Genomic DNA, 20,478 nt, shown 5'->3' on the forward strand with positions numbered 1-20,478 from the left:
AAGTGATGATGGTAGCAGAGCAGATGACATCGGCCGTCAGTGTGTCCGATAGTTGTCGGCGCTGATGCCGTGGCGGGTGAGCTTGTCGTAGAGCGTCTTCTTCGGCACCTGCAGGGCTTCGGCGGCGTGGGCGACGTTGCCGCCGCTGGCCTGCAGCGCGGCCTCGATGGCGCGCTGTTCGGCGGCGTCGACCTGGGCGCTCAGCGAACTAGCCGCCGGACCGGTAACGGGACTGGTGAGGCCGTCGGGCAGACCGAGCGCCCAGCGGTTGGCGACGTTCTTCAGTTCGCGCACGTTGCCCGGCCAGTCGTGCGCCTGCCAGCGCGCCAGGTCGGCCGACGTCCAGCTCGCTGGTGGGCGCTGGTAGCGCTGGGCGGCTTCCTGGAGGAAGGCGGCGACGAGCAGCGGAATGTCGTCGCGCCGCTGGCGCAGCGGCGGCAGGTTGACGCTGACGACGTTGAGGCGGTAGTAGATGTCGGCGCGGAACTGGCCGGCGTCGGCGAGCGCCTTGAGGTCGGTCTTGCTGGCGGCGACGACGCGGCAATCGACGGCGATGCTCTGGTTGCTGCCCAGGCGTTCGACGCTGCGTTCCTGTAGCACGCGCAGCAGCTTGACCTGGAGGGCGAGCGGCATCGATTCGATCTCGTCGAGGAAGAGCGTGCCGCCGTCGGCGTGTTCGATACGACCGACGCGCCGCTTGCCGGCGCCGGTGAAGGCACCCGCTTCGTGGCCGAAGAGTTCGCTCTCGAAGACGCTTTCCGGCAGCGCCGAGCAATTGACCGCAACGAAAGGCCCGCGCCGGCCGCTGGCGTCGTGGATGGCGCGGGCGACGACTTCCTTGCCGCTGCCCGTTTCGCCGTTGATCAGGATATCCACGCCGGTTGGCGCCAAGGTCGCGATCAACTGCCGGATCGCCTGGATCGCCGGCGTCTCGCCGATCAGCGCGCTGCCGCCGACGGCGTGCAACTGCGCCTTGAGCTGCCGGTTTTCGAGCAGCAGGGCGCGTTTCTCAAGAGCGCTACGGACAGCGGCGATCAGCCGTTCGGAGGGAAAGGGTTTCTCGATGAAGTCGTGGGCGCCGTTACGCATCGCTTCGACCGCCATGGCCACGTCGCCGTGGCCGGTGACGAGCAGAACCGGCAGCTCGCGGTCGAACTGGCGCAGCTCGCGCAACAGCGTCAGCCCGTCGCGCCCGGGCAGGCGGATGTCGCTGACGACGGCCGCCGGGCGCGTCGTGGCTAGCGCGGCGAGCATGCTTTCGGCGTCGGCGAAGCCACGCACCGGGATGTCGGCAATTGCCAGCGCCTGCTCGCAACCCTTGCGCACGGCGGCGTCGTCCTCGATCAGGAAGACCGGCGCTTCAGCCATGGACGACCGCCTTGGCGTAGCTGGCGCGGTCGAGATCGACGGTCTCGACGCTCAGTTGTAGTTCGTGGCCGGGCGGCGCCTGCAGCGTTGCGCTCAGGGCGGCGAGCACGGCGTCGGCCAGGGCCTTGCGTTCTTCCGGCGAACGCCCGCCGAGGAGGGCGATGCGGACATGCGCGAAGGCGCGGGCGAGCGGCTGGATGCCGATGCGGAAATCGTCGACGCAGTACGCCCGGCTCTTGATGTCGGCCTCGCCGAACAGCCCCGAGTCGAAGGCTGCCGCGTTGATCGCGCCCAGCGCGGCAGCCGGGGCGAGGGCGAGGTTGGCGGTGTATTCAAGCGTCAGGTGCGGCATGGTCGTCTCCGGCGGCGGGCAGCGTCAGCACGAACACGGCGCCGCCGTCGGCCGCGTTCTCGGTGCGTAGTGTGCCACCGTAGCTCTCGACGATGGCGAGCGAGATGGCCAGCCCGAGGCCGAGGCCTTCGCCGGCCGGCTTGGTGGTGTAGAAGGGCTCGAACAGGTGGTTGCGCACGTCGTCGGCGATGCCCGGCCCATGGTCGCGTACCGCCAGGCGGACGTTGGCGCCGCGCCGGGCGATGTCGATTTCGAGCCGGGGTGCCGGTTGTCCGTGCATGGCGTCGAGGCCGTTGAGCATCAGGTTGACCAGCACCTGCTCGAAACGCCCGGCTTCGGCGACGACGCACAGCGCCGGATCGTCCTGGCTGACGGCGATGGTGGCGGCGCTGTCGCGGCGCCGCGGTTCGAGCAGCAGCAGCGCGTGTTCGATCGCACTGGTCACAGTGACCGCCTGCGCCGTCGCCGCCTCCTTGCGCGCGAAGGTCTTCAACTGGCGGACGATGCGCCCGGTGCGGCCGACCAGTTCGCCGATCATCTGCAGGTTTTCGCCGACCTCGTCGTAGCGGCCGCGGGCGAGCAGGGCGCTGGCGTTGTCGGCGAAAGTGCGCAGCGCCGCCAGCGGCTGGTTCAGTTCGTGGCTGATGCCGGCCGACAACTGGCCGAGGACGGCGAGCTTGCCGGCCTGCACCGCAGCGTCGCGCGTTTCGTGCAGGATCGCCTCGGTGCGTTGCAGCTCGGCGACTTTCCCGGTCAGGTCGGCGGTGCGTTCGGCGATCCGCTGTTCCAGTTCGCCGTGGATGCGGCGCAGTTCTTCGCGCCGCCGCCGCCGGTGGCGCAGGTGGGCGGCGACGCCGAGGCCGAAAGCGGCAGCCAGCGCCGCCGCCATCGCCCCGGAAAAGGCGGCGCTGCGGGCTTCGTCCGGATGTCCGAGCTGGACGACGCGCCAACCGAGATTGCCGACCGGGCGGCTCAACAGCAGCAGTTCGCGGATCGGTTCGCCGGCCAGGGCCAGCCGCTGCGGCGGCGAACTGTCGAGCGCCAGCGGGCGGTCGGCCAGCGGCTGGATCGTCTGGTTGCCGTATTGCCGGGTTTCCGCCAGGCGGGCGCTGACCGCGGCCGGCAGCGGGGCCAGCGTGCGATAGCGCAGGCGCCGTTGCGAGGAGAGGAAGACGATGCCGTCGGCGTCGGCCAGCAGCAGCGTGTCGCCGGATTCGGCCATGGCCTGCTCCATCGCCTCCAGGCCAACCTTGAGGACGACGACGCCGAGCACGCGGCCGGCGCTGCGCACCGGCGCGGCGAGGAAATAGCCCGGTTCGCCGGTGGTCACGCCGACGCCGTAGAAGCGGCCGAGGCCGTGGGCAAGCGCGTCGCTGAAATAGGGCCGGAAGGCGTAGTTGTGGCCGACGAAACTGCGCGGTTGGCGCCAGTTGCTGGCGGCCAGCGTCAGGCCGTCGGCGTCAATTAGATAGGTGGCGGCGACCGCCGCGCCCTGCTGGGCCGCTTCCAGGTAGGCGTTGGCGGCGGCGATCCGTTGCGCGTTGTCCGGCTCGCGCAGCAGCGCGGCGAGCGACGGTTCGAGGGCGAGCAGGCCGGGCAGCGATTCATGGCGGTTGAGCGTCGCTTCCAGCGACAGCGCGAAAGCGTCGAGGCGCTGGCTGGCCACCTGCTGCTCGTGTGCCAGATAGCTGCCAAGCAGCAGGCGGTAGCCGATCAGGCCGACCAGCAGGCAGCTTGCCGCTGCCGCCGCGGTGAGCAGCCAGACGCGGGAGAGGGACGGCGACGATCCGGGCATGGCCGCATCGTAACCAGTTTTTTCGCCGGCCGGCAGGCTCAGGGCTGGGGCGGGCATGGCTGCAGATCGACCGTCGTGTCGCCAGGCAGGCCGGGTAGCCAGGCCGGCAGCGGCCGGCAGTCGGCACCGACGCAGACGGTATACGGGGCAACGTAGGGCGAGTGACGCAGCGTGACCTTGGGCAGCGCCGGCAGGGCTGGGGTGTAGTGCCAGGCGCCGTCACGGTAGACCGCGTCGGGCGGCGGCTCCATGCCGGCGCCGGTGCCGAGGACGCGGGCAGAGGTCAGGCGGAGCGCGGCGCCCTGCAGGCGGTAGTCTTCCGCCCACAGGGTTTTCTGGATCGAATGCGTCCATTGCAGCGTCACCGCCTCGCCGAGCGGCGCCACGAGGAGGCCGGCGACGAGGCAGATCGCGCTCATGGCGCCTGCAGGCGACGGGTGCGCAGCAGGTGCCAGCCGATGAAGGCGGCGCAGGCGGCAAAGCCGAGTTCGTCGGTGAGCGGTATCGCGGCGACCAGCAGGAAGGCGGCGGCCGCGGCCCAGAGGCGTTCCCAGGCGGCCAGCGGCGCGCGCAGGTAGCCGATGCTGGCGGCGCCCCACAGCGTGATCGCCAGCAAGGCCTTGCCGACGATATAGACGACGGCGATTACCGACGGGTCACCCTGCAGCATCAGCGCGTTGTCGTAGACCGCCATGAACGGCACGACGAAGCCGGCGATGGCAATCTGCACCGCCTTGACGCCGATCTTCATCGCCGGCTCCTTGGCCACCGAACTGGCGGCGAAGGCGGCAAGCGCCACCGGTGGCGTCAGGTCGGCCATGATGCCGAAGTAGAAGACGAACATGTGGCTGACGATCAGCGGCACACCGAGGTCGAGCAGTGCCGGCGCGGCGATCGAACTGGTGATGATGTAGTTGGGGATGGTCGGGATGCCCATGCCGAGCACCAGGCAGATCAGCATGGTGAGCAGCAGCGACAGGAACAGGTGGTCGGCGCCGACCTTGAGGATGAAACCGGCGAAATTGGTCGCCGCGCCGGTCAGCGTCAGCGTGCCGATGATGACGCCGACGATGGCGCAGGCGACGCCGACCGGCAGCGCCTGCTTGGCGCCGTCGACCAGGCTGTTGCGCATCACCCGCAGCGTCTCGCGGCCGCCCTGGACGAACAGGCAGAGGACGATCAGTACGGCGATCACGGTCAACACCGGATAAACGCCGAATTTGACCAGCAACGAGGCGCCCAGGCCGACCGCCAGCCAGAAGACGAAGCGGAAGGCGGTGCCGGAGATGCGCGCGGCGACGGCGGCGCCGAGGATCAGGATGGCGCACAGGGCCAGCCCGACCATGCCCGAATACATCGGCGTGAAGCCGTTGAACAGCATGCCGACCAGGCCGGCCAGGGGCAGCACCAGGTACCACTGTTCGCGGATCGCTTGCCACGGGTTGGGGCAGTCTTCCTTGGCCAGGCCGTCGAGGTTCTTGCGCCCGGCTTCCAGGTGCACCATCCAGAAGGCTGTGGCGTAGTAGAGGATGGCCGGAATCAGCGCCGCCTTGACGATCTCCAGGTAAGGCACGTTGAGGTTCTCGGCCATGATGAAGGCGACCGCGCCCATCACCGGCGGCATGATCTGGCCGCCCATTGAGGCAGTCGCCTCGACCGCGCCGGCGAAGACGCCCGAGTAGCCGAAGCGCTTCATCAGCGGGATGGTGAATTGGCCGGTGGTCAGCACGTTGGCGACGCCCGAGCCGGAGATTGTTCCCATCAACCCGGACGAAACGACCGCCACCTTGGCGGCGCCGCCCTTGGTGTGGCCGACAAAACCGAGCGCGATCGAGTTGAACAGGTTGATCATGCCGGCGTGTTCGAGGAAGGCGCCGAAGAGCACGAAGAGGAAGATGTAGCTGGCCGAGACCAGCGTCGGGATGCCGAAGATGCCTTCGGTGCCGAAGCCGAGCTGGTCGACGATCTGGGCGAAATCGTAGCCGCGGTGGGCGAGGTCGCCCGGCAGGTACTGACCGAACAGGCCGTAGAGCAGGAACAGCGCGCAGATGGTCGGCAGCGCCAGGCCGAGGATGCGGCGGGCGGCCTCGAAGACGAGGGCGATCATCGCCGTGCCGACGACCAGGTTGACCATGCTCGGATCGCCGGCGCGCTGGATCAGGTCGACCTCGAATACCCACTGGTAGCCGGCGAGGGCGAAGGCGGCGGCGGCCAGCAGCCAGTCGATCGGGGCGACGCGGTCGAGACGCCCGCTCTTGCGGATCGGAAAGAGGATGAAGGTCAGGGTCAGCAGGAAGCCGACGTGCAGCGCCCGCATGACCAGGCTGGACAGCGGATGGAAGGCGGCGATGGTTAGCTGGTAGAGGGAGAAGGCCAGCGCGATGCCGGTCAGCAGCAACAGGGCGACGCCCCCGAGACGGCGCTGGGCGCCGTGCTCGGAGAACGTCTCCTGCGCGATCTCGGGCGGGGAGACGTGAGTGCTCATGATCGCTTACTTGAGCAGGCCGGCTTCGCGGTAGTACTTCTCGGCGCCCGGGTGCAGCGGTACCGGCGAACCGGTGGCCAGCTTCTCCTTCCTGATCGCCTTGGCAGCGGCGTGGGCGGTGGCCATGGCGTCGAGGTTCTCGGCCATCGATTTGGTCATCTTGTAGACGGTGTCGGCCGGCACGCCTTCGTGGGTGATCAGGTAGTTGGGCACGAGCACGGTGTTCACGTCGGTGGTCTGGCCGTTGTAGGTGTTGGCCGGGATGGTGCCGGACTGGTAGGCGGCGTCGCCGATCTTCGCCACGACCTCGGCCGGGATCGGGATGACGACGATCTTCAGCGCGGTGGCCAGGTCGCGCACGGCGGCGACGCCGAGGCCGGACGAGAGCAGCGTGGCGTCGAGCTGGCGGTTCTTCATCAGTTCGACCGACTCCGAGTAGCCGAGGTATTCGGTCTTGGCGAAGTCCTGGTAGCTCATGCCGACGGCCTTGAGGATGTCGCGGCTGTTCAGCTCGGTGCCGCTCTTCGGCGCGCCGACCGAAACCCGCTTGCCCTTGAGGTCGGCCAGCGACTTGATGCCGGAATCGGCGGAAGCCAGGAAGTGGATGTAGTTCGGATAGATTGCGGCGACCGTGCGCAGCTTGTTCAGCGGCGCCTTGAAGCCGACTTCGGCGTTGCCCTTCCAGGCTTCGGAGAGCGTGTCGCCGAGGGTGAAGGCGATTTCGCCCTTGCCGGCCTGCAGCAGGTTGAGGTTCTCGGCCGAGGCCTTGGTCGCCTGCACCGACATCTTGGCATCGGGCAGCACCTTGCCGTAGATCTGGGTCAGCGAGACGCCGAGCGGGTAATAGACGCCGCTGGTGCCGCCGGTGAGCACGTTGATGAACTCGGCCGCCTGGCCGGCGGTGGCGCCGACGGCCAGCGAGGCGGCGACGATCAGGGAACGCAGTTTCATGGTTTCTCCTCCGTAAATTGGAATGCGCCGCTGGGCGGCTGCGGAGAAACGTTTGCAGAAGCTGTGCCAGTTGCCGGCTGGGGCAGGCAAGCGACTGATTTCACGGGATTAAGCGGTGGCCGCCGGGTGGCTGGCGACGGTCGCGGGTGCGGAATTCCGGAATCGGCGTCGCGCCCGGTGCGGAATTCCGCACCGTCGGCGCTGCGCTTTCAGTCGGCGAGCAGGAGTGTCGCCAGGGCGGCCGGCTGTGCCGCCGCCCGCCAGCCGGCACGCATCTCGTCGGCGTTCAGGCTGCCGTAGCCCCAGGTCACTGCGACGAAGGGCAGGCCGTTGGCGTCGGCCGATTCGCCGTCCTCGCTGCGGTCGCCGATGTAGATGGCGTCTTCCTTGGCGATGCCCTGGTCGGCGAGCAGGCGGGCTATCATCGCCGCCTTGTGCGGCAGGCGCGGGGTGAACAGGTCGAGCGCGTAGACATGCGCGAAATACCCGCTCCAGCCGAGGTGGTCGAGGATCAGCCGGGTCGGGTGGAGGCGCTTGTTGGTGGCGATCGACAGCGTCAGCCCGGCGCCGGCCAGTTGGGCGAGCAAATCGCCAACCTCGGCATAGGCGGCGGTTTCCCGGTAGCCAGCGCCGTCGTAACTCGCCTTGAAGGCTTCGGCCAGCCGCCCCAGCAGCGCCGGATCGGCACTGCCCGAGAGCAGTTGCAGGGTTTCGGCGAGCGGTGGGCCGATCACGCTGGCGTCGATCGCCCGCACCGGCACCACGCCGGCATCGGCGAAGGCATCGCGGAAGCTGGCGAGGATGGCCGGCGCCGAGTCGATCAGCGTGCCGTCGAGGTCGAACAGGATGTGCGGGTAGCGCGGCATGTCTGGCTCAGGGGCGTGTGGTGGCGGGTGGTTTCAGCCGCTGGCGCAGATCGAGCAGCGATTTCTGGTCGGCCGGGTTGCCGACCAGGATTTCGCGTTCGCGGAAGGCCGGGTTGATCAGGCTCTTTTCCGGCTCGTAGCCGGCAAAGCGCAGGCCGGTGAGGTCGGCCCAGGTGTGGATGAAATGCGAGAGCTGGTAGGGGCGGCTGCGGGCGGCCGCCAGGTCGCCCGGCGCTTCGGCGCGCCACTGCGGCGAGGTCCAGAGGAAGAAGGGAACGGCGTACATCGGCGGCGTCGGCTTTGCCTCGTTGCGGCCGATGAAGTCGTGCGGCGGCGTGTCGTAGACGTCCTCGCCGTGGTCGGAGAAGTAGACCAGCAGCGACGCCTTGTCGGCAGCGGCGAGGGTGTCGATCACCGACGAGACGACGTGGTCGTTGTAGCGGACCGCGTTGTCGTACTCGTCGATCATTTCGACGTGCTCGCTGCTTGCCCACTCGGGCAGGCCGCTGCCGTCGCGGAAGACGGCGAATTCCGGCGGGAAGCGGTACTTGTAGCGCATGTGTGTGCCGAGCAGGTGGACGACGATGAAGCGCCGCTCGGCGCCGTCCTTGAGGATGTTCTGCAGCGGTTCGAGGACGTTGGTGTCGAAGCTGTAGGAATTCTGCGAGCGCTGGTGGTTCAGGTAGACCTGTTCGTCCATCTGCTCGGAGAAATTGGTCAGCATCGTGTTGCGCTTGGTCAGCGTTTGCTGGTTGGTGATCCAGTAGGTGCGGTAGCCGGCCTGTTTCATGATGCTCATCAGCGACGGCCGGGTCAGGTAGAGGTCCGGGTTCTGCTGGTCGGCGAAAGTCAGGATCTGCTGCAGCGCTTCGATGGTATAGGGGCGCGCGGCATAGACCTGGTCGAAGATGGTCAGCTGGTCGCGCAGCGCTTCCAGTTTCGGGTTCGTCGGCCGGCCGTAGCCGTAGAGGCTCATGTGCAGGCGGCTGGTCGATTCGCCGATCAGCAGGACGATGGTTCCCGGCTGTCCGGCGCGCTGGTCGACCAGGTTCTCGATCGGCGGGATGCGCTCGGTGTGTTCGCGCAGTGCCTCCATGCCGGCCAGTTGTTCGCGGTAACGCGCGTAGCCGATGACGAACTGCCAGGGTACCGCCGGTTCCATGCGGTTGCCGATCGCTTCCACATATTTCGCCGGGTCCAGGCCACGTTTGCGTAATACCTTGTACGTCGGCTGTAGAAACAGGCCGGCGAGGATCACGGCGATCGTCAGGTAGCGTCCGGCCGGCGCCATCGCCAGCGGCCGGATGCCGCGCCAGAGGCCATAGGCGCCGGCGCAGAAGGCGATCAACCCGGGGAACATCCACCACTTCAGGTACTGATCGATGTACTCGCTGGCTTCCGCCGGATTGGATTCGAAGACGATGAAGAGGACGCTTTGCGAGAACTCCTGGCCGTAGATCGAGAAATAGCCGAGGTTGATCAGCGCGCCCAGCCCGAGGACGACGCCGATGGCGGCGCTGATCGGCCGCGCGCGGTTGGGGAAGAGGAGCAGCGGGACCAGCCAGAGCAGGCTGAAGACGAAGCCCTGGCGCAGCGGAAGGAAGCCGGTGGCGCCGCTGAAGAAGAGCAGCGCGTGGGTGACGGCCGAGAAATACCAGAAAAAGACAAAGGCGCGGGCGAGGCCGCGCCAATCGATAGAGCGCATGAATGAGTGCTTTGTTATTTTCGAAGGACGTGATTCTAGTTCGATTTGGTCGAAATCCGCCCGGCCCGGGGTTTGGGGCAACACCAACAAGGCGTTGGCCTTCCGCGAGGTCTGAATCTGCTTCCGCAAACTGCGGAAGCGGATCTGCTGACGGACATCTATCTGCCGTTGAAGTAGCCGATTGCACTGCCCGGTAGCCGCCGGGGGCGGTCCGGGCAGCGGCACGGCTACCCCAGCCGGGCGATGCGCCTTGCCGCCTCGTCGATGTGCTGGTCCAGAGCCGCGATGCAGGGCAGGAAATGCGGCGAGAAGGCGGCGGTGTCGCTGAGCCGGGCGAAGAAATTCTCGGCCAGTTGCAGCGCCTGTCGCCAGGTATCGGCATCGACGGTGGCGATCAGGGCAGCCGGTGCCAGTGTATCGACAAGCGCGCCGCCAGCGCGCGGGGCGAAGCCCATGGGCAGCACGTCGTAAGCCGGAGCCAGCTGGTACGGGCGGCCGTGGCGGCTGACGAAGGACAGGTTGCCGGCATGCATGTCGGTATTGCCGATCAGCGTGCCGAAGGCCCAGAGCAAGGCGGCACCGGCAACAGCGCCCGCCTCAACCTGGCCGCTGGCAGCCAGGCGGGCGACCAGCGACGGCCAGGGGGCGGCGGCATCGCCGACGAATTCGGCGTCGAGCGCGCGCAGCGAAAAGACGCCGACGCGGCCCAAGAGCCCGACGCGGTCGAAGCGCGGCACTTCCAGGAAGCGCTGGCCGGCGAAATTGAAGACCTCGCTCTCTATGCCCAGCACCGCCAGCGCCAGATGCTCGGCCAGCAGCAGGTCGCGCCAGCGTTCGCTGACCGGGTTGTCGTCTGCCGCCGAAAACTTTACCAGCACATGGCCGCGCTCGTTGTAGGCGCAGAACTTCGGCTGCTCGCCACCGGCCGACGAGCCGGCCAGTTCGCCGGCACTCGCGGCGCGCGCCAGCGCCGGATAAGCCGTCGCCCGCTCGACCGGCTGCGGCGCCGGCATGGCCAGGAAACGCTCGCGCGCCGCTTCGCCGATGAGCAGGTTGCCGATGGCGTCGTGGCCCTGCGCCAGCAGCGCCTGCAGGACGTCGGTGTCGCTCCACTGTTCCGGATTCGCCGGCAGGCCGAGGCCGGCCGCGTGGGCCGCCGCGTAGGCGCGGCCGAGATAGCCCTGCGGCCGCATGTCGAACAGCCACCAGGGCAGGCCGTCGCTGTGCAGCGTGACGCCATCGGCCTGGAGCATGACGAAGCCCGCCGGCCGCACCGGCAGCAGCCGGCCCAGCTCGCGAATCTGCCCTTCGTCGCTGACCCGGAACACCGGCGCGGCGACTGCCGCCCGGCCGGCATCGCGCAGCGCGTACTGAATAGCCGGCCCGGCGCCGATACGAACCACCTCGTCGCCCAGCACCGCCAGCGCCCGCGACACCGTCGGCTGGCTGATACCCGTCTTTTCAACGAGTTGCCGCGCGCTCAAGGGCCCTTGAGCGAGTAGCAGGCGGATGGCGTCGGCGTGGCGCGACATGATGTGAATAGATCAATGAATAGATAAACGAATAGCTATTCTAGACGGCCAATGGCCAGGCGTCACGAAATCCTGGCTGGCAAAGCCATCTTTCTCCGAGCGACCGCCGTGATTGGGATGTTTTGAAAATGCATTTGGGATAATCTGGCGCGATGCTGAATCATGGGCAGGCCAGTCCTGCAACTTCAGACAGGAGGAAGTGCAATGAGCCAGGAACAAGCGCGCGAGCCAGTGCAGGCGCTGATCGGTAGCCGGATTTTTGTCTTGCGGGGGCAGCGAGTCATGCTCGATAGCGATCTCGCAGAACTCTATGGCGTTGAAACCCGTGTACTGGTTCAGGCGGTAAAGCGCAACCATGAACGCTTTCCTAAAGACTTCATGTTTAATCTTGAAAATCATGACCTTACGGCTTTGAGATCACAATTTGTGATCTCAAACGGCAGGCGAGGCGGTCGCCGGACAGCGCCATATGCCTTTACCGAACAAGGCGTCGCCATGCTCTCGTCGGTGCTGAACAGCCCGCGTGCCATAGCGATCAACATCGAGATCATGCGCACCTTCGTGCGTGTCCGCGAACTGGCGAATACCCACGGCGAACTGGCCGAGCGCCTCAATGAACTGGAGGAGAAAACCGAAGCCCTGGCCCTCCAGCAGAACAACTTCGCGCACACCACCCGCGCTCAGCTCAAGCAGGTGTTCGAGGCGATCCGTCAGCTGATGACCCCGCCGGAACCCAGCAAGCGTCCTATTGGCTTCGTGCAGTCAGCTGACGAAGCCAGAAAGCCGAAGGCAGTCAAAGAAAGGCGTGAATGATAGCCGGCGATCCATTCCGCCTGGAACGATTCCCCCTCGGGTTGGTTGTTGTTCGCGGCCCGGTGGCAGACAATCAATCCCGGTACAGATACGCTTTAGGCGTTATAAATGCTCTCGTCCCCGAAAAATGAGCCGGGCCTGTTTTGCGCACGTGGCGCCCGCTGATTCTTATGTTGGCTGCCAATGACTACTGAACAGCGTCACGAACGACAATTCGGGTTCCTCTCTGAAACAATTGCTGGAGATTTTAGCGGTGGGAGGATTACACCACTAGAAGATTATGCTGATCGTTTGAAGTGGTTTGAGGGACAGTCAAATCGTGACGGCTACTATTACCCGCCAGAGGTGGCGACCTACACGATTGATCCACGCACACATGAAAAAAAGAAAAAGGTAGCGCGTTCGGAGCGACCCGCATCAGTTTACAGTTTGCCCCCTTCGCACAGACTCTTACTTGATTCACCCTTAGATAATTCGAACACGACGTGCTCTGACGATGCTTTAATTATTTACGCTCTGGCATATTTATATGGCACTCGCTTGCAATTTTCAGATTGGCGCTTCGAGGGGCGCGTTCCGCTTAAACCGACAAACAATATCTTATTTAGTCCAGAAACCTGCTTGGATTTTCTTGGGTACATATACAAGTGGTGGCGATTAAAACCTCCAGATATCCGCATACGCTTGATAAACATTTTGTACGTGCTAACTCGGGCACGAAGCTTGGAATGGGACTGGGATGCCTTCATTCATCACTATATGGTTTTCGACGCCATTTATAAGTTTCATATCGCTTTAAATCCCAGTGCCCCCAAAGCCAAGAACCATCGAGGAAGGTTTGACGTGTTGCTCTCGGAGTACGGCATTCCCAGTGACAGTGCCCTAATAGAGAAACTATACAATGCCAGAAATGATTTATTTCATGAGGCGATGTGGGTTGGGTCGAGCATTGGGTTTGGCTCCTCGGACCAAAATGCACATTACTTTCCGCATCATCTCTCGCGTCTCAATTCGCGCTTGATATGCGGGATTGTGGGCTACAAAAACGATTATTTGGAATCTGTCTGGTGGGCAATGGGTAGATTTCATTTTGGGTTACGACGTAATAACTGACACGTGCTATTGAGCCCAACGAATGGGTTAGCTTCCCACTATCTTTAATAGCTTCTCCCTGTAAAAAACGTTGCCGAAGATTGCTCACGTTGCCGGTGTCGCAAATCTGCAGACGCCTTGCCGCCAAGCTACGCCAGCTTGTCCATCTTCATTGCCTTCCCCTCGCCCCCTGGCTACCATTCCCTTGCGTTGTCCGTTTCGGCGCGCCTGACTTGATTGAGGTTTGGATGTTGGAGCTTGCCGTCATCCGATAACCCTTTTCCCTGCGACCGCAGGGGATTGAGGTTATCGGGATCGAAAGACCGGGCAGACCACCCGCAGGTGGTTTGCCGTTTCTGTTCGTTCAAATGACGCCAATGGAAGACCAACATGAGCATTTCCAAACCGATGGCCGCGCCTTCGTCTGCGCCGGCCGACCCATCCACTTTTTCTGCTGCCGACGGCCAGGAAACCCCTGTGCCTTGCGGCCCGGACGAGGCGATTGCCCGGGTGACGGCGGTTGACCGTGACCACCCGAGTTCGACAGTTAAACGCGCAAGCTGTTGTTTTATATGAACCGCAGTTCAAAAACGTGTACTACAAGAGAGAAAGTTGCTGTGGTTGCGTCGGTTTTTTCAATCTCAAAGCGGCAAAAACGCGGTCCTGTGTTTCGGAGAGGCGAGAAATGCCAGTGACTGGCCGTTCGGCCTGATTGATGCGAATCTGATGATGCTGAAGCTTCTGCAACTCCTGCAGCGCCCGCTCCGGCGACAGTTGCGCATCGGCGCTGCTCAATCGCTGTCGCATGACGCGGTAAAGGATCAAGGCAATGAAGCAGATGGCAGCGTGCGCCTTGATCCGCTCTGGCAGTCGATGAAACACCGGGCCAATCTCGATTTCCGATTTCAGCACCCGGAAGCCGCGCTCGATATCGGCGAGCGACTTGTAACGGTCAACCACGCACTGTGGCGACAAATCCGGCGTATTGGTTACCAGCAGCAATTTGCCATCCATCAGTTCAGCCAGCGCCAGGGCATCGGGGTCGATTTCGTAGGCAAAGAGCTCATTCTTCAAATCGACGCGAATGATATTGGCGAGATGCGCATCCTTGACCGCGTGATACAGCCGCGCCTTGGCGCCGCTGTCGGAGAGCTTTTTGCCACGGGCTTTCACCCCGGCATCCTGCGCATCGAGTTTGCCTACCCACGCGTTCGCCTGAGCTTCCAGCGCTTCGATTCGTTCGCGGCGCAATGCCTGGGCATCCTTGGCGACGTCAGGATCGTGGGCAACGACCAAGCGCAATCCACGCCACGGCAATTCGCTGACGATTTCCTGCTCAGCATCGACGCACTGCGCCTGAAAGCTGTCGAGCAGTTCGGCAAATTCGCTGTAGCGTCGTCCGGGAACGGCCAGCACAAATTCCAGTGGCTCACCGCTTTGCAGGCGGATCTCGGAGAGCGCCTCCAGGTTATCCAGCGACAGCAAGCCCCGATCTGCCACCAGCACCACCCTGCAAATCGACGGGAAGCGTTCGAGCACCGTCTTCAAGGTCGGCAACAAGGTGGGCGATTCCGCCGTGTTGCCGGCAAACACCTCGTGATAAATCGGCAGGCCATCGCCCGTTTGCACCACTCCCAGCATGACCTGACGGGCGATGAGGCCTTCCTTGGCCATGCCGAACTGGCGGACATCGCCTTCCTGGTCAGAGGTACCTTCCGTGCGAATGGTGGTCATGTCGTAGAACACCACCGACAATTCCTGATCGATCAAGGGGCGCAGCAAGTTGGCGACCATAGCATCGACTTCAGTTTGATGATCGACCAGGGCATCCATACTGCGCAGCAGATGCTGATGGGTGATCGATTCCACCTCAACGTCCGGCATCGCTACCGTCTCCAGCCAGCGCAAGATACCGAGCTTCGACTCCGGATCACACAGGCGATTGAACACCATGACCCGAATCAGCGCTTCGACATCGATGCTGTGCCGGGTCTTGCGGAACACGCGGCGCAGTTCGCCAAAGCCCAGCGATTCCCACAGTTCGTTGAGTGCCCAGACGTTGCCGAGCGCACGCGCCGATTCGAACTCGACTGCGGGCAATGGAGCATTCAGGAAATCCGGCCGACCGGTGACCTTGAGCAGGCCAGAGATGACGGAATCCAGGCTGTCGGTCAGTTGATCCAGGCGACCGAGCGTGACCAGGGTGCGATGCTTGGCCTTGCCAGCGTCGTCACGGAAGGCTTCGACAAGCTGGAGATACTGGCGCGGACCGGAACGAGTGATCTTGAGGAACATGCCAATACTTTACCAGCACGGCAATGCTTGTCAAATATAGCTATTAAAACCAGCGACGTGCCACTACACGACTTTTTGGAAAATCGCCTTGAAACCCGCATGGCTGCGTGGGCAACTGCTCGAAAATGGCCTTTTTTGGGCTCGAACTGTCGAACTCGGGTGACCAGTACCTGATCCGCAGCGCCGCCTGCGAAATCCCCGCCCGCCTCACCGGCCGGGCGGCTTACAGCAGCGCTTCCGCCGTTGACCTGCCCTGTGTGGGCGATTGGCTGCGGGTCAGGATGCACGATGGCGGCGCCCACGCCAGCATCCTGGCGGTGCTGCCGCGCCGCTCCTTCCTGCGCCGCAAGCGGCCGGGCAGCGCGGTCGAGTTCCAGATGATCGCCGCCAATATCGACCTGGCTTTCATCGTCCAGTCCTGCCACTTCGATTTCAATTTGCGCCGGCTGGAGCGCTACCTGGTGCTGACCAGCGAGGGGCGGATCGAGCCCATCGTCGTGCTGACCAAGACCGACTTGATCGCTACGGCGGAGCTGGAGCAACTTGTCGCGCAGATCCGTCAGGCCGGCATCAGCGCCCGCATCGTCGCGCTGAGCAACGTCAGCGGCGAGGGCATAGCGGCGATCCGCGACCTGATCCAGCCCGGCCGGACCTGCTGCCTGCTCGGTTCGTCCGGGGTCGGCAAGACGACGCTGGTCAATCGTCTGCTCGGTGACGAGGGTTTGGCGACCGGCGCGGTCAGCCAGTCCGGCGAAGGCCGGCACACGACGACGCGCCGCCAGCTCATCCCGTTGCCGGGCGGTGCCAGCCTGATCGACATGCCGGGCATGCGCGAACTGGGCATGCTCGATGTCAGCGAGAGCATCGCCGACAGCTTTGCCGACATCCGGGCGCTGGCGGGGGATTGCCGCTTCTCCGACTGCACGCACGAGCGCGAACCGGGTTGCGCCATCCAGCGCGCCATCGCCGAGGGCGAAGTGGACACCGAGCGTTTCCGCAACTACCAGAAGCTGTTGCGGGAATCGGCGTTTCACGAGATGTCCCTGCACGAGAAACGCGACAAGGATCGGGCCTTCGGCAAGCTGGTGCGCGCCGTCGGCAAGGCGAGGGGGCGGCGGCACGAGTATTGAGGTCTGATGGGACCGAAGGCGGGCTACTTGTCCGCCTTGTCCTCTGTAGCCATCAGCGGCCTTGCCGCCGCTGATGGATCGTTCTCGTCCGGTTCTATGCCCCAGTCGCCCCAGGTGTACCAGTCATCGCCGAGCATTTCGGCGGGATGCATGGTGCGGCCGGAGCCGTTGCCGCATTGCAGGTCGCGGGCCGCACAGTATTTGTCGCAGCCCCAGCAGATGCGCTCGGGGTGCTTGGGATGGAGCGGGAAGCGCTTGGCCATCGCTCCACCTCAATTACAGCAGCGGCGCCAGCCAGCGTTCGGCTTCCTTGAGGTCCATGCCCTTGCGCGCGGCCCAGTCCTCCAGTTGATCGCGGCCGATCTTGGGGATGGCAAAGTACTTGGCGCCCGGGTGGCCGATGTAGAAGCCGGAGACGGCGGCGGCCGGGGTCATGGCGCAGGATTCGGTCAGTGCCATGCCGATCGCCGGCGCGTCGAGCAGGGCGAACAGCTCGCGCTTGGCGGTGTGGTCGGGGCAGGCCGGGTAGCCGGGGGCGGGGCGGATGCCCTGGTATTGCTCGGCGATCAGCGCGTCGCTGTCGAGCTTTTCGTCCTTGGCGTAGCCCCAGTAGTGCGTGCGTACTTGCGCGTGCAGCCATTCGGCGGCGGCTTCGGCAAAGCGGTCGGCCAGGGCCTTCAACATGATCGCCGAGTAGTCGTCGTGGGCGGCTTCGAAGGCGGCGACGCGCTCGGCTATGCCGAGGCCGGCGGTGACGGCGAAGGCACCGGCGTAGTCGTTTTCACCGACGAAATCGGCGAGTGCGGTGTTGAAACGCCCGGCCGGTTGCTTGATCTGCTGGCGCAGGCCGACCCAGCGGGCGGCCTCGACGCGGCGCGATTCGTCGGTGTACAGCACGATGTCCTCGTTCTCGCCGCGGGCCGGGTAGAGGCTGAACACGGCTCTGGCGGTCAGCCACTTTTCGGCGACGATTTTCGCCAGCATCGCCTGCGCGTCGTGGAAGAGCTGGCGGGCGGTTTCGCCGACCACGTCGTTGTTGAGGATGGCCGGGTAGCGGCCGGCCAGGTCCCAGCTCTGGAAGAAGGGCGACCAGTCGATGTAGGGGACGAGGTCGGCGAGCGGAATGTCCAGCGTCTGACGGCCGAGTTGCGCCGGTTTGACCGGCGTGTGGCTTTCGTTCCATGTGAAACGGTTGGCGCGGGCGTTGGCCAGGCTGACCAGCGTGGCGCCCTTGCGGCCGGCGTGCTCGGCGCGCACGGTTTCGTACTCGGCGGCGATTTCGGCGACGTAGCCGGCCTTCTGGTCGGTCAACAGCAGCTTGGTGGCGACGCCGACGGCGCGCGAGGCGTCCGGCACGTAGACCACCGGGCTGTCGGTGTTGGTGGCGATCTTGATCGCGGTGTGGGCGCGGCTGGTCGTCGCGCCGCCGATCAGCAGCGGCTGGTTCATGCCGAGGCGCTTCATCTCGGCGGCGACGTGCGCCATTTCTTCCAGCGACGGGGTGATCAGGCCCGAGAGGCCGATGATGTCGACCTTGTGTTCGAGCGCTGCCTTGAGGATGTTGTCGCAAGGCACCATGACGCCGAGGTCGATGACGTCGTAGCCGTTGCAGCCGAGCACGACGCCGACGATGTTCTTGCCGATGTCGTGCACGTCGCCCTTGACCGTGGCCATGAGGATCTTGCCCTTGGAGCCGAGGCCGGTGCGGGCCTTTTCGGCTTCGATGAAAGGCAGCAGGTGGGCGACCGCCTGCTTCATGACGCGCGCCGACTTGACCACCTGCGGCAGGAACATCTTGCCGGCGCCGAACAGGTCGCCGACGACGTTCATGCCGCTCATCAGCGGGCCTTCGATGACCGCCAGCGGCGGCTTGCCTTCGCTTTCCAGCTTGACGCGGACTTCCTCGGTGTCGGCGACGACAAAGTCGGTGATGCCCTTGATCAGCGCGTGTTCGAGGCGCTTCTCGACCGACTGCTCGCGCCAGCTCAGGTCCGGGCCGGCGTCCTTGGCCTTGCCTTCCTTGACCGTCTGCGCGAAATCGACCAGCGCCTCGCCGGCGCCGGGGTTCTTGTTCAAAACCACGTCCTCGACCTTGGCCCGCAGTTCCGGCTCCAGATCGTCGTACACGCCGAGCATGCCGGCATTGACGATGCCCATGGTCATGCCGTTTTTAATGGCGTGATAGAGGAAAACGGTGTGGATCGCCTCGCGCACCGGGTCGTTGCCGCGGAAGCTGAAGGAGACGTTGGAAACGCCGCCGGAAATGTGCGCGTGCGGCAGGTTCTCCTTGATCCAGCGCACCGATTCGATGAAATCGACGGCGTAGTTGTCGTGTTCGGGGATGCCGGTGGCGATGGCGAAGATGTTCGGATCGAAGATGATGTCTTCGGCCGGGAAACCCATGCCGGTCAGCAGTTCGTAGGCCTTGCCGCAGATCTCGATCTTGCGCGCATAGGTGTCGGCCTGGCCCTTTTCGTCGAAGGCCATGACGATCACCGCGGCGCCGTAGCGGCGGGCGAGCTTGGCCTGTTCCAGGAACCTGGCTTCGCCTTCCTTCATCGAGATCGAATTGACGATGCCCTTGCCCTGGATGCACTTGAGGCCGGCCTCGATCACTTCCCACTTCGACGAGTCGATCATGATCGGCACGCGGGAGATGTCCGGTTCCGAGGCGATCAGCTTGAGGAACTTGTCCATCGCGGCGAGCGAATCGAGCATCGCCTCGTCCATGTTGATGTCGATCACCTGGGCGCCGTTCTCGACCTGCTGGCGGGCGACGGCGAGCGCGTCGTCGAAGCGGCCCTCCAAAATCATCCGGGCGAAGGCGCGCGAACCGGTGACGTTGGTGCGCTCGCCGACGTTGACGTAAAGCGAGTCGGCGGTGACGTTGAAGGCTTCCAGCCCGGACAAGCGCAGCGCCGGTGCGATGACCGGTTTCTGGCGCGGGGTGAGCGCCGCGACACGTTGCGCGATGGCGCGGATGTGCTCGGGCGAGGTGCCGCAGCAGCCGCCGACGATGTTGACGATGCCGCGCTCGGCCCAGCCGGCAATCTCGTCGGCCAGTTGTTCCGGGGTTTCGTCGTAGCCGCCGAAGGCATTGGGCAGGCCGGCGTTCGGGTGGGCCGAGACGTAGCAGTCGCAGACGCGCGACAGTTCCTCGACGTACTGGCGCAGTTCGCTGGCGCCGAGCGCGCAGTTGAGGCCGAAGGAAAGCGGCTGCACGTGGCGCAGCGAGTTCCAGAAAGCCTCGGCGGTCTGCCCGGACAGCGTGCGTCCGGAAGCGTCGGTGATCGTGCCCGAGATCATCACCGGCCAGCGGCGGCCGGCGATGTCGAAGTACTTCTCGATGGCGAACAGCGCGGCCTTGGCATTCAGCGTGTCGAAGACGGTTTCGACGAGCAGGATGTCGGCGCCGCCCTCGATCAGGCCGGTCGTGGCTTCGACGTAGTTGGCGACCAGTTCGTCGAAAGTGACGTTGCGGTAGCCGGGGTCGTTGACGTCGGGCGAAATCGACGCGGTGCGCGAGGTCGGGCCAAGGACGCCGGCGACGAAGCGCGGCTTGGCCGGGTTCTGGGCGGTGAATTCGTCGCACAGGCGGCGGGCGAGCGCGGCGCCTTCGAAGTTCAGCTCATAGACCAGTTCGGTCAGGTTGTAGTCGGCCTGCGAGACGGCAGTCGAGTTGAAGGTGCAGGTTTCCAGGATGTCGGCGCCGGCCTCCAGGTACTCGCGGTGGATGCCGCCGATGACGTCGGGGCGGGTCAGCACCAGCAGATCGTTGTTGCCCTTGAGGTCGTGCGGGTGATCCTGGAAACGCTCGCCACGGTAATCGGCTTCGCTCAGCCCGTGGCGCTGAATCATCGTGCCCATGGCGCCGTCGAGGACGAGCAGGCGTTGTTCGAGCAGGGACTGGAGTTCGGTGGAACGGTCGGGCTGGATCATGGATTACCTCGGCAATACGAAAATGCACCGGGACGCCGAAAAAACGAACGGCGCTGCAAACCGGCGTATGGAACAGGGTTTGCGAGCGCCGTTGATCGTTGCCGAGCCTGGCCCTCGTCAGAAAGGTCGCAGCGCTCCTCGGCAGGACGCGAAGT

General features: G+C 64.8%; 15 protein-coding genes and 1 riboswitch. Of the genes, 3 read left to right on the forward strand and 12 right to left on the reverse strand.

From position 1 onward, the window contains the following. Positions 1–36: 36 nt before the first annotated feature. From AC0KWY_RS14370 to yjjJ, 9 genes are all read right to left on the reverse strand, one after another. Positions 37–1,368, reverse strand: coding sequence for a sigma-54-dependent transcriptional regulator (locus AC0KWY_RS14370; protein ID WP_474026178.1), 1,332 nt, complete (start codon positions 1,366–1,368; stop codon positions 37–39). Further along, a complete protein-coding gene (locus AC0KWY_RS14375; protein WP_474026179.1) occupies positions 1,361–1,720 on the reverse strand; it encodes a 5-carboxymethyl-2-hydroxymuconate Delta-isomerase in 360 nt (119 codons plus the stop codon). Before AC0KWY_RS14375 ends, AC0KWY_RS14370 begins: the two co-directional genes overlap by 8 nt. Then, positions 1,701–3,572, reverse strand: a complete 1,872-nt coding sequence (locus AC0KWY_RS14380) for a sensor histidine kinase (RefSeq protein WP_474026180.1) — start codon at positions 3,570–3,572, stop codon at positions 1,701–1,703. The genes AC0KWY_RS14375 and AC0KWY_RS14380 overlap by 20 nt, the downstream gene beginning before the upstream one ends. Further along, positions 3,554–3,934 carry a DUF1850 domain-containing protein gene (locus AC0KWY_RS14385; RefSeq protein WP_474026181.1) on the reverse strand — a complete coding sequence of 127 codons (381 nt, stop codon included), beginning with the start codon at positions 3,932–3,934 and terminating at the stop codon, positions 3,554–3,556. The genes AC0KWY_RS14380 and AC0KWY_RS14385 overlap by 19 nt, the downstream gene beginning before the upstream one ends. Beyond that, entirely contained in the window at positions 3,931–6,000 is a 2,070-nt protein-coding gene (locus AC0KWY_RS14390) for a TRAP transporter permease (RefSeq protein WP_474026182.1), read from the reverse strand. The genes AC0KWY_RS14385 and AC0KWY_RS14390 overlap by 4 nt, the downstream gene beginning before the upstream one ends. Before the next feature lie 6 nt (positions 6,001–6,006). Then, the gene (locus AC0KWY_RS14395) at positions 6,007–6,951 is read right to left on the reverse strand and encodes a TAXI family TRAP transporter solute-binding subunit (RefSeq protein ID WP_474026183.1); all 945 of its coding nucleotides are present in this window, start codon (positions 6,949–6,951) and stop codon (positions 6,007–6,009) included. A gap of 209 nt (positions 6,952–7,160) precedes the next feature. After that, on the reverse strand, positions 7,161–7,817 hold the full coding sequence (locus AC0KWY_RS14400) for an HAD family hydrolase (protein WP_474026184.1): 657 nt from the start codon (positions 7,815–7,817) through the stop codon (positions 7,161–7,163). 7 nt (positions 7,818–7,824) lie between these two features. Further along, positions 7,825–9,522: a phosphoethanolamine transferase CptA gene (gene cptA / locus AC0KWY_RS14405; RefSeq protein ID WP_474026185.1), complete on the reverse strand. Its 1,698-nt coding sequence runs from the start codon at positions 9,520–9,522 to the stop codon at positions 7,825–7,827. Positions 9,523–9,749: 227 nt separating this feature from the next. Continuing rightward, positions 9,750–11,054, reverse strand: a complete 1,305-nt coding sequence (yjjJ, locus tag AC0KWY_RS14410) for a type II toxin-antitoxin system HipA family toxin YjjJ (RefSeq protein WP_474026186.1) — start codon at positions 11,052–11,054, stop codon at positions 9,750–9,752. A 204-nt stretch (positions 11,055–11,258) separates the two neighbouring features. On the opposite strand from yjjJ, the gene AC0KWY_RS14415 reads away from it, so the two are divergent. Next, positions 11,259–11,867, forward strand: a complete 609-nt coding sequence (locus AC0KWY_RS14415) for an ORF6N domain-containing protein (RefSeq protein ID WP_474026187.1) — start codon at positions 11,259–11,261, stop codon at positions 11,865–11,867. A gap of 183 nt (positions 11,868–12,050) precedes the next feature. Next, entirely contained in the window at positions 12,051–12,980 is a 930-nt protein-coding gene (locus AC0KWY_RS14420) for a hypothetical protein (RefSeq protein ID WP_474026188.1), read from the forward strand. A gap of 576 nt (positions 12,981–13,556) precedes the next feature. Here the strand turns inward: AC0KWY_RS14420 and AC0KWY_RS14425 are convergent. Continuing rightward, positions 13,557–15,254 carry an IS1634 family transposase gene (locus tag AC0KWY_RS14425; RefSeq protein WP_474026189.1) on the reverse strand — a complete coding sequence of 566 codons (1,698 nt, stop codon included), beginning with the start codon at positions 15,252–15,254 and terminating at the stop codon, positions 13,557–13,559. Positions 15,255–15,379: 125 nt separating this feature from the next. On the opposite strand from AC0KWY_RS14425, the gene rsgA reads away from it, so the two are divergent. Continuing rightward, positions 15,380–16,384 (forward strand): ribosome small subunit-dependent GTPase A, encoded by a 1,005-nt coding sequence (gene rsgA, locus AC0KWY_RS14430; RefSeq protein ID WP_474026190.1) that lies wholly within the window; start codon positions 15,380–15,382, stop codon positions 16,382–16,384. A gap of 23 nt (positions 16,385–16,407) precedes the next feature. Here rsgA and AC0KWY_RS14435 read toward each other — a convergent pair whose 3' ends face one another. Further along, positions 16,408–16,647, reverse strand: a complete 240-nt coding sequence (locus AC0KWY_RS14435) for a DUF3079 domain-containing protein (RefSeq protein WP_474026191.1) — start codon at positions 16,645–16,647, stop codon at positions 16,408–16,410. 13 nt (positions 16,648–16,660) lie between these two features. Next, positions 16,661–20,320 (reverse strand): methionine synthase, encoded by a 3,660-nt coding sequence (gene metH / locus AC0KWY_RS14440; RefSeq protein ID WP_474029735.1) that lies wholly within the window; start codon positions 20,318–20,320, stop codon positions 16,661–16,663. Between the two features lie 79 nt (positions 20,321–20,399). Next, a riboswitch (S-adenosyl-L-homocysteine riboswitch) is annotated at positions 20,400–20,469 on the reverse strand. Positions 20,470–20,478 lie beyond the last annotated feature (9 nt).

This window comes from Azonexus sp. MM2026_4 (assembly GCF_055901855.1).

Bases quoted from the DNA above. Each gene is read 5' to 3' on its own strand.
- AC0KWY_RS14370 (WP_474026178.1), bottom strand. From the start codon at position 1,368: ATGGCTGAAGCGCCGGTCTTCCTGATCGAGGACGACGCCGCCGTGCGC.
- AC0KWY_RS14375 (WP_474026179.1), bottom strand. From the start codon at position 1,720: ATGCCGCACCTGACGCTTGAATACACCGCCAACCTCGCCCTCGCCCCG.
- AC0KWY_RS14380 (WP_474026180.1), bottom strand. From the start codon at position 3,572: ATGCCCGCCCCAGCCCTGAGCCTGCCGGCCGGCGAAAAAACTGGTTAC.
- AC0KWY_RS14385 (WP_474026181.1), bottom strand. From the start codon at position 3,934: ATGAGCGCGATCTGCCTCGTCGCCGGCCTCCTCGTGGCGCCGCTCGGC.
- AC0KWY_RS14390 (WP_474026182.1), bottom strand. From the start codon at position 6,000: ATGAGCACTCACGTCTCCCCGCCCGAGATCGCGCAGGAGACGTTCTCC.
- AC0KWY_RS14395 (WP_474026183.1), bottom strand. From the start codon at position 6,951: ATGAAACTGCGTTCCCTGATCGTCGCCGCCTCGCTGGCCGTCGGCGCC.
- AC0KWY_RS14400 (WP_474026184.1), bottom strand. From the start codon at position 7,817: ATGCCGCGCTACCCGCACATCCTGTTCGACCTCGACGGCACGCTGATC.
- cptA (WP_474026185.1), bottom strand. From the start codon at position 9,522: ATGCGCTCTATCGATTGGCGCGGCCTCGCCCGCGCCTTTGTCTTTTTC.
- yjjJ (WP_474026186.1), bottom strand. From the start codon at position 11,054: ATGTCGCGCCACGCCGACGCCATCCGCCTGCTACTCGCTCAAGGGCCC.
- AC0KWY_RS14415 (WP_474026187.1), top strand. From the start codon at position 11,259: ATGAGCCAGGAACAAGCGCGCGAGCCAGTGCAGGCGCTGATCGGTAGC.
- AC0KWY_RS14420 (WP_474026188.1), top strand. From the start codon at position 12,051: ATGACTACTGAACAGCGTCACGAACGACAATTCGGGTTCCTCTCTGAA.
- AC0KWY_RS14425 (WP_474026189.1), bottom strand. From the start codon at position 15,254: ATGTTCCTCAAGATCACTCGTTCCGGTCCGCGCCAGTATCTCCAGCTT.
- rsgA (WP_474026190.1), top strand. From the start codon at position 15,380: ATGGCCTTTTTTGGGCTCGAACTGTCGAACTCGGGTGACCAGTACCTG.
- AC0KWY_RS14435 (WP_474026191.1), bottom strand. From the start codon at position 16,647: ATGGCCAAGCGCTTCCCGCTCCATCCCAAGCACCCCGAGCGCATCTGC.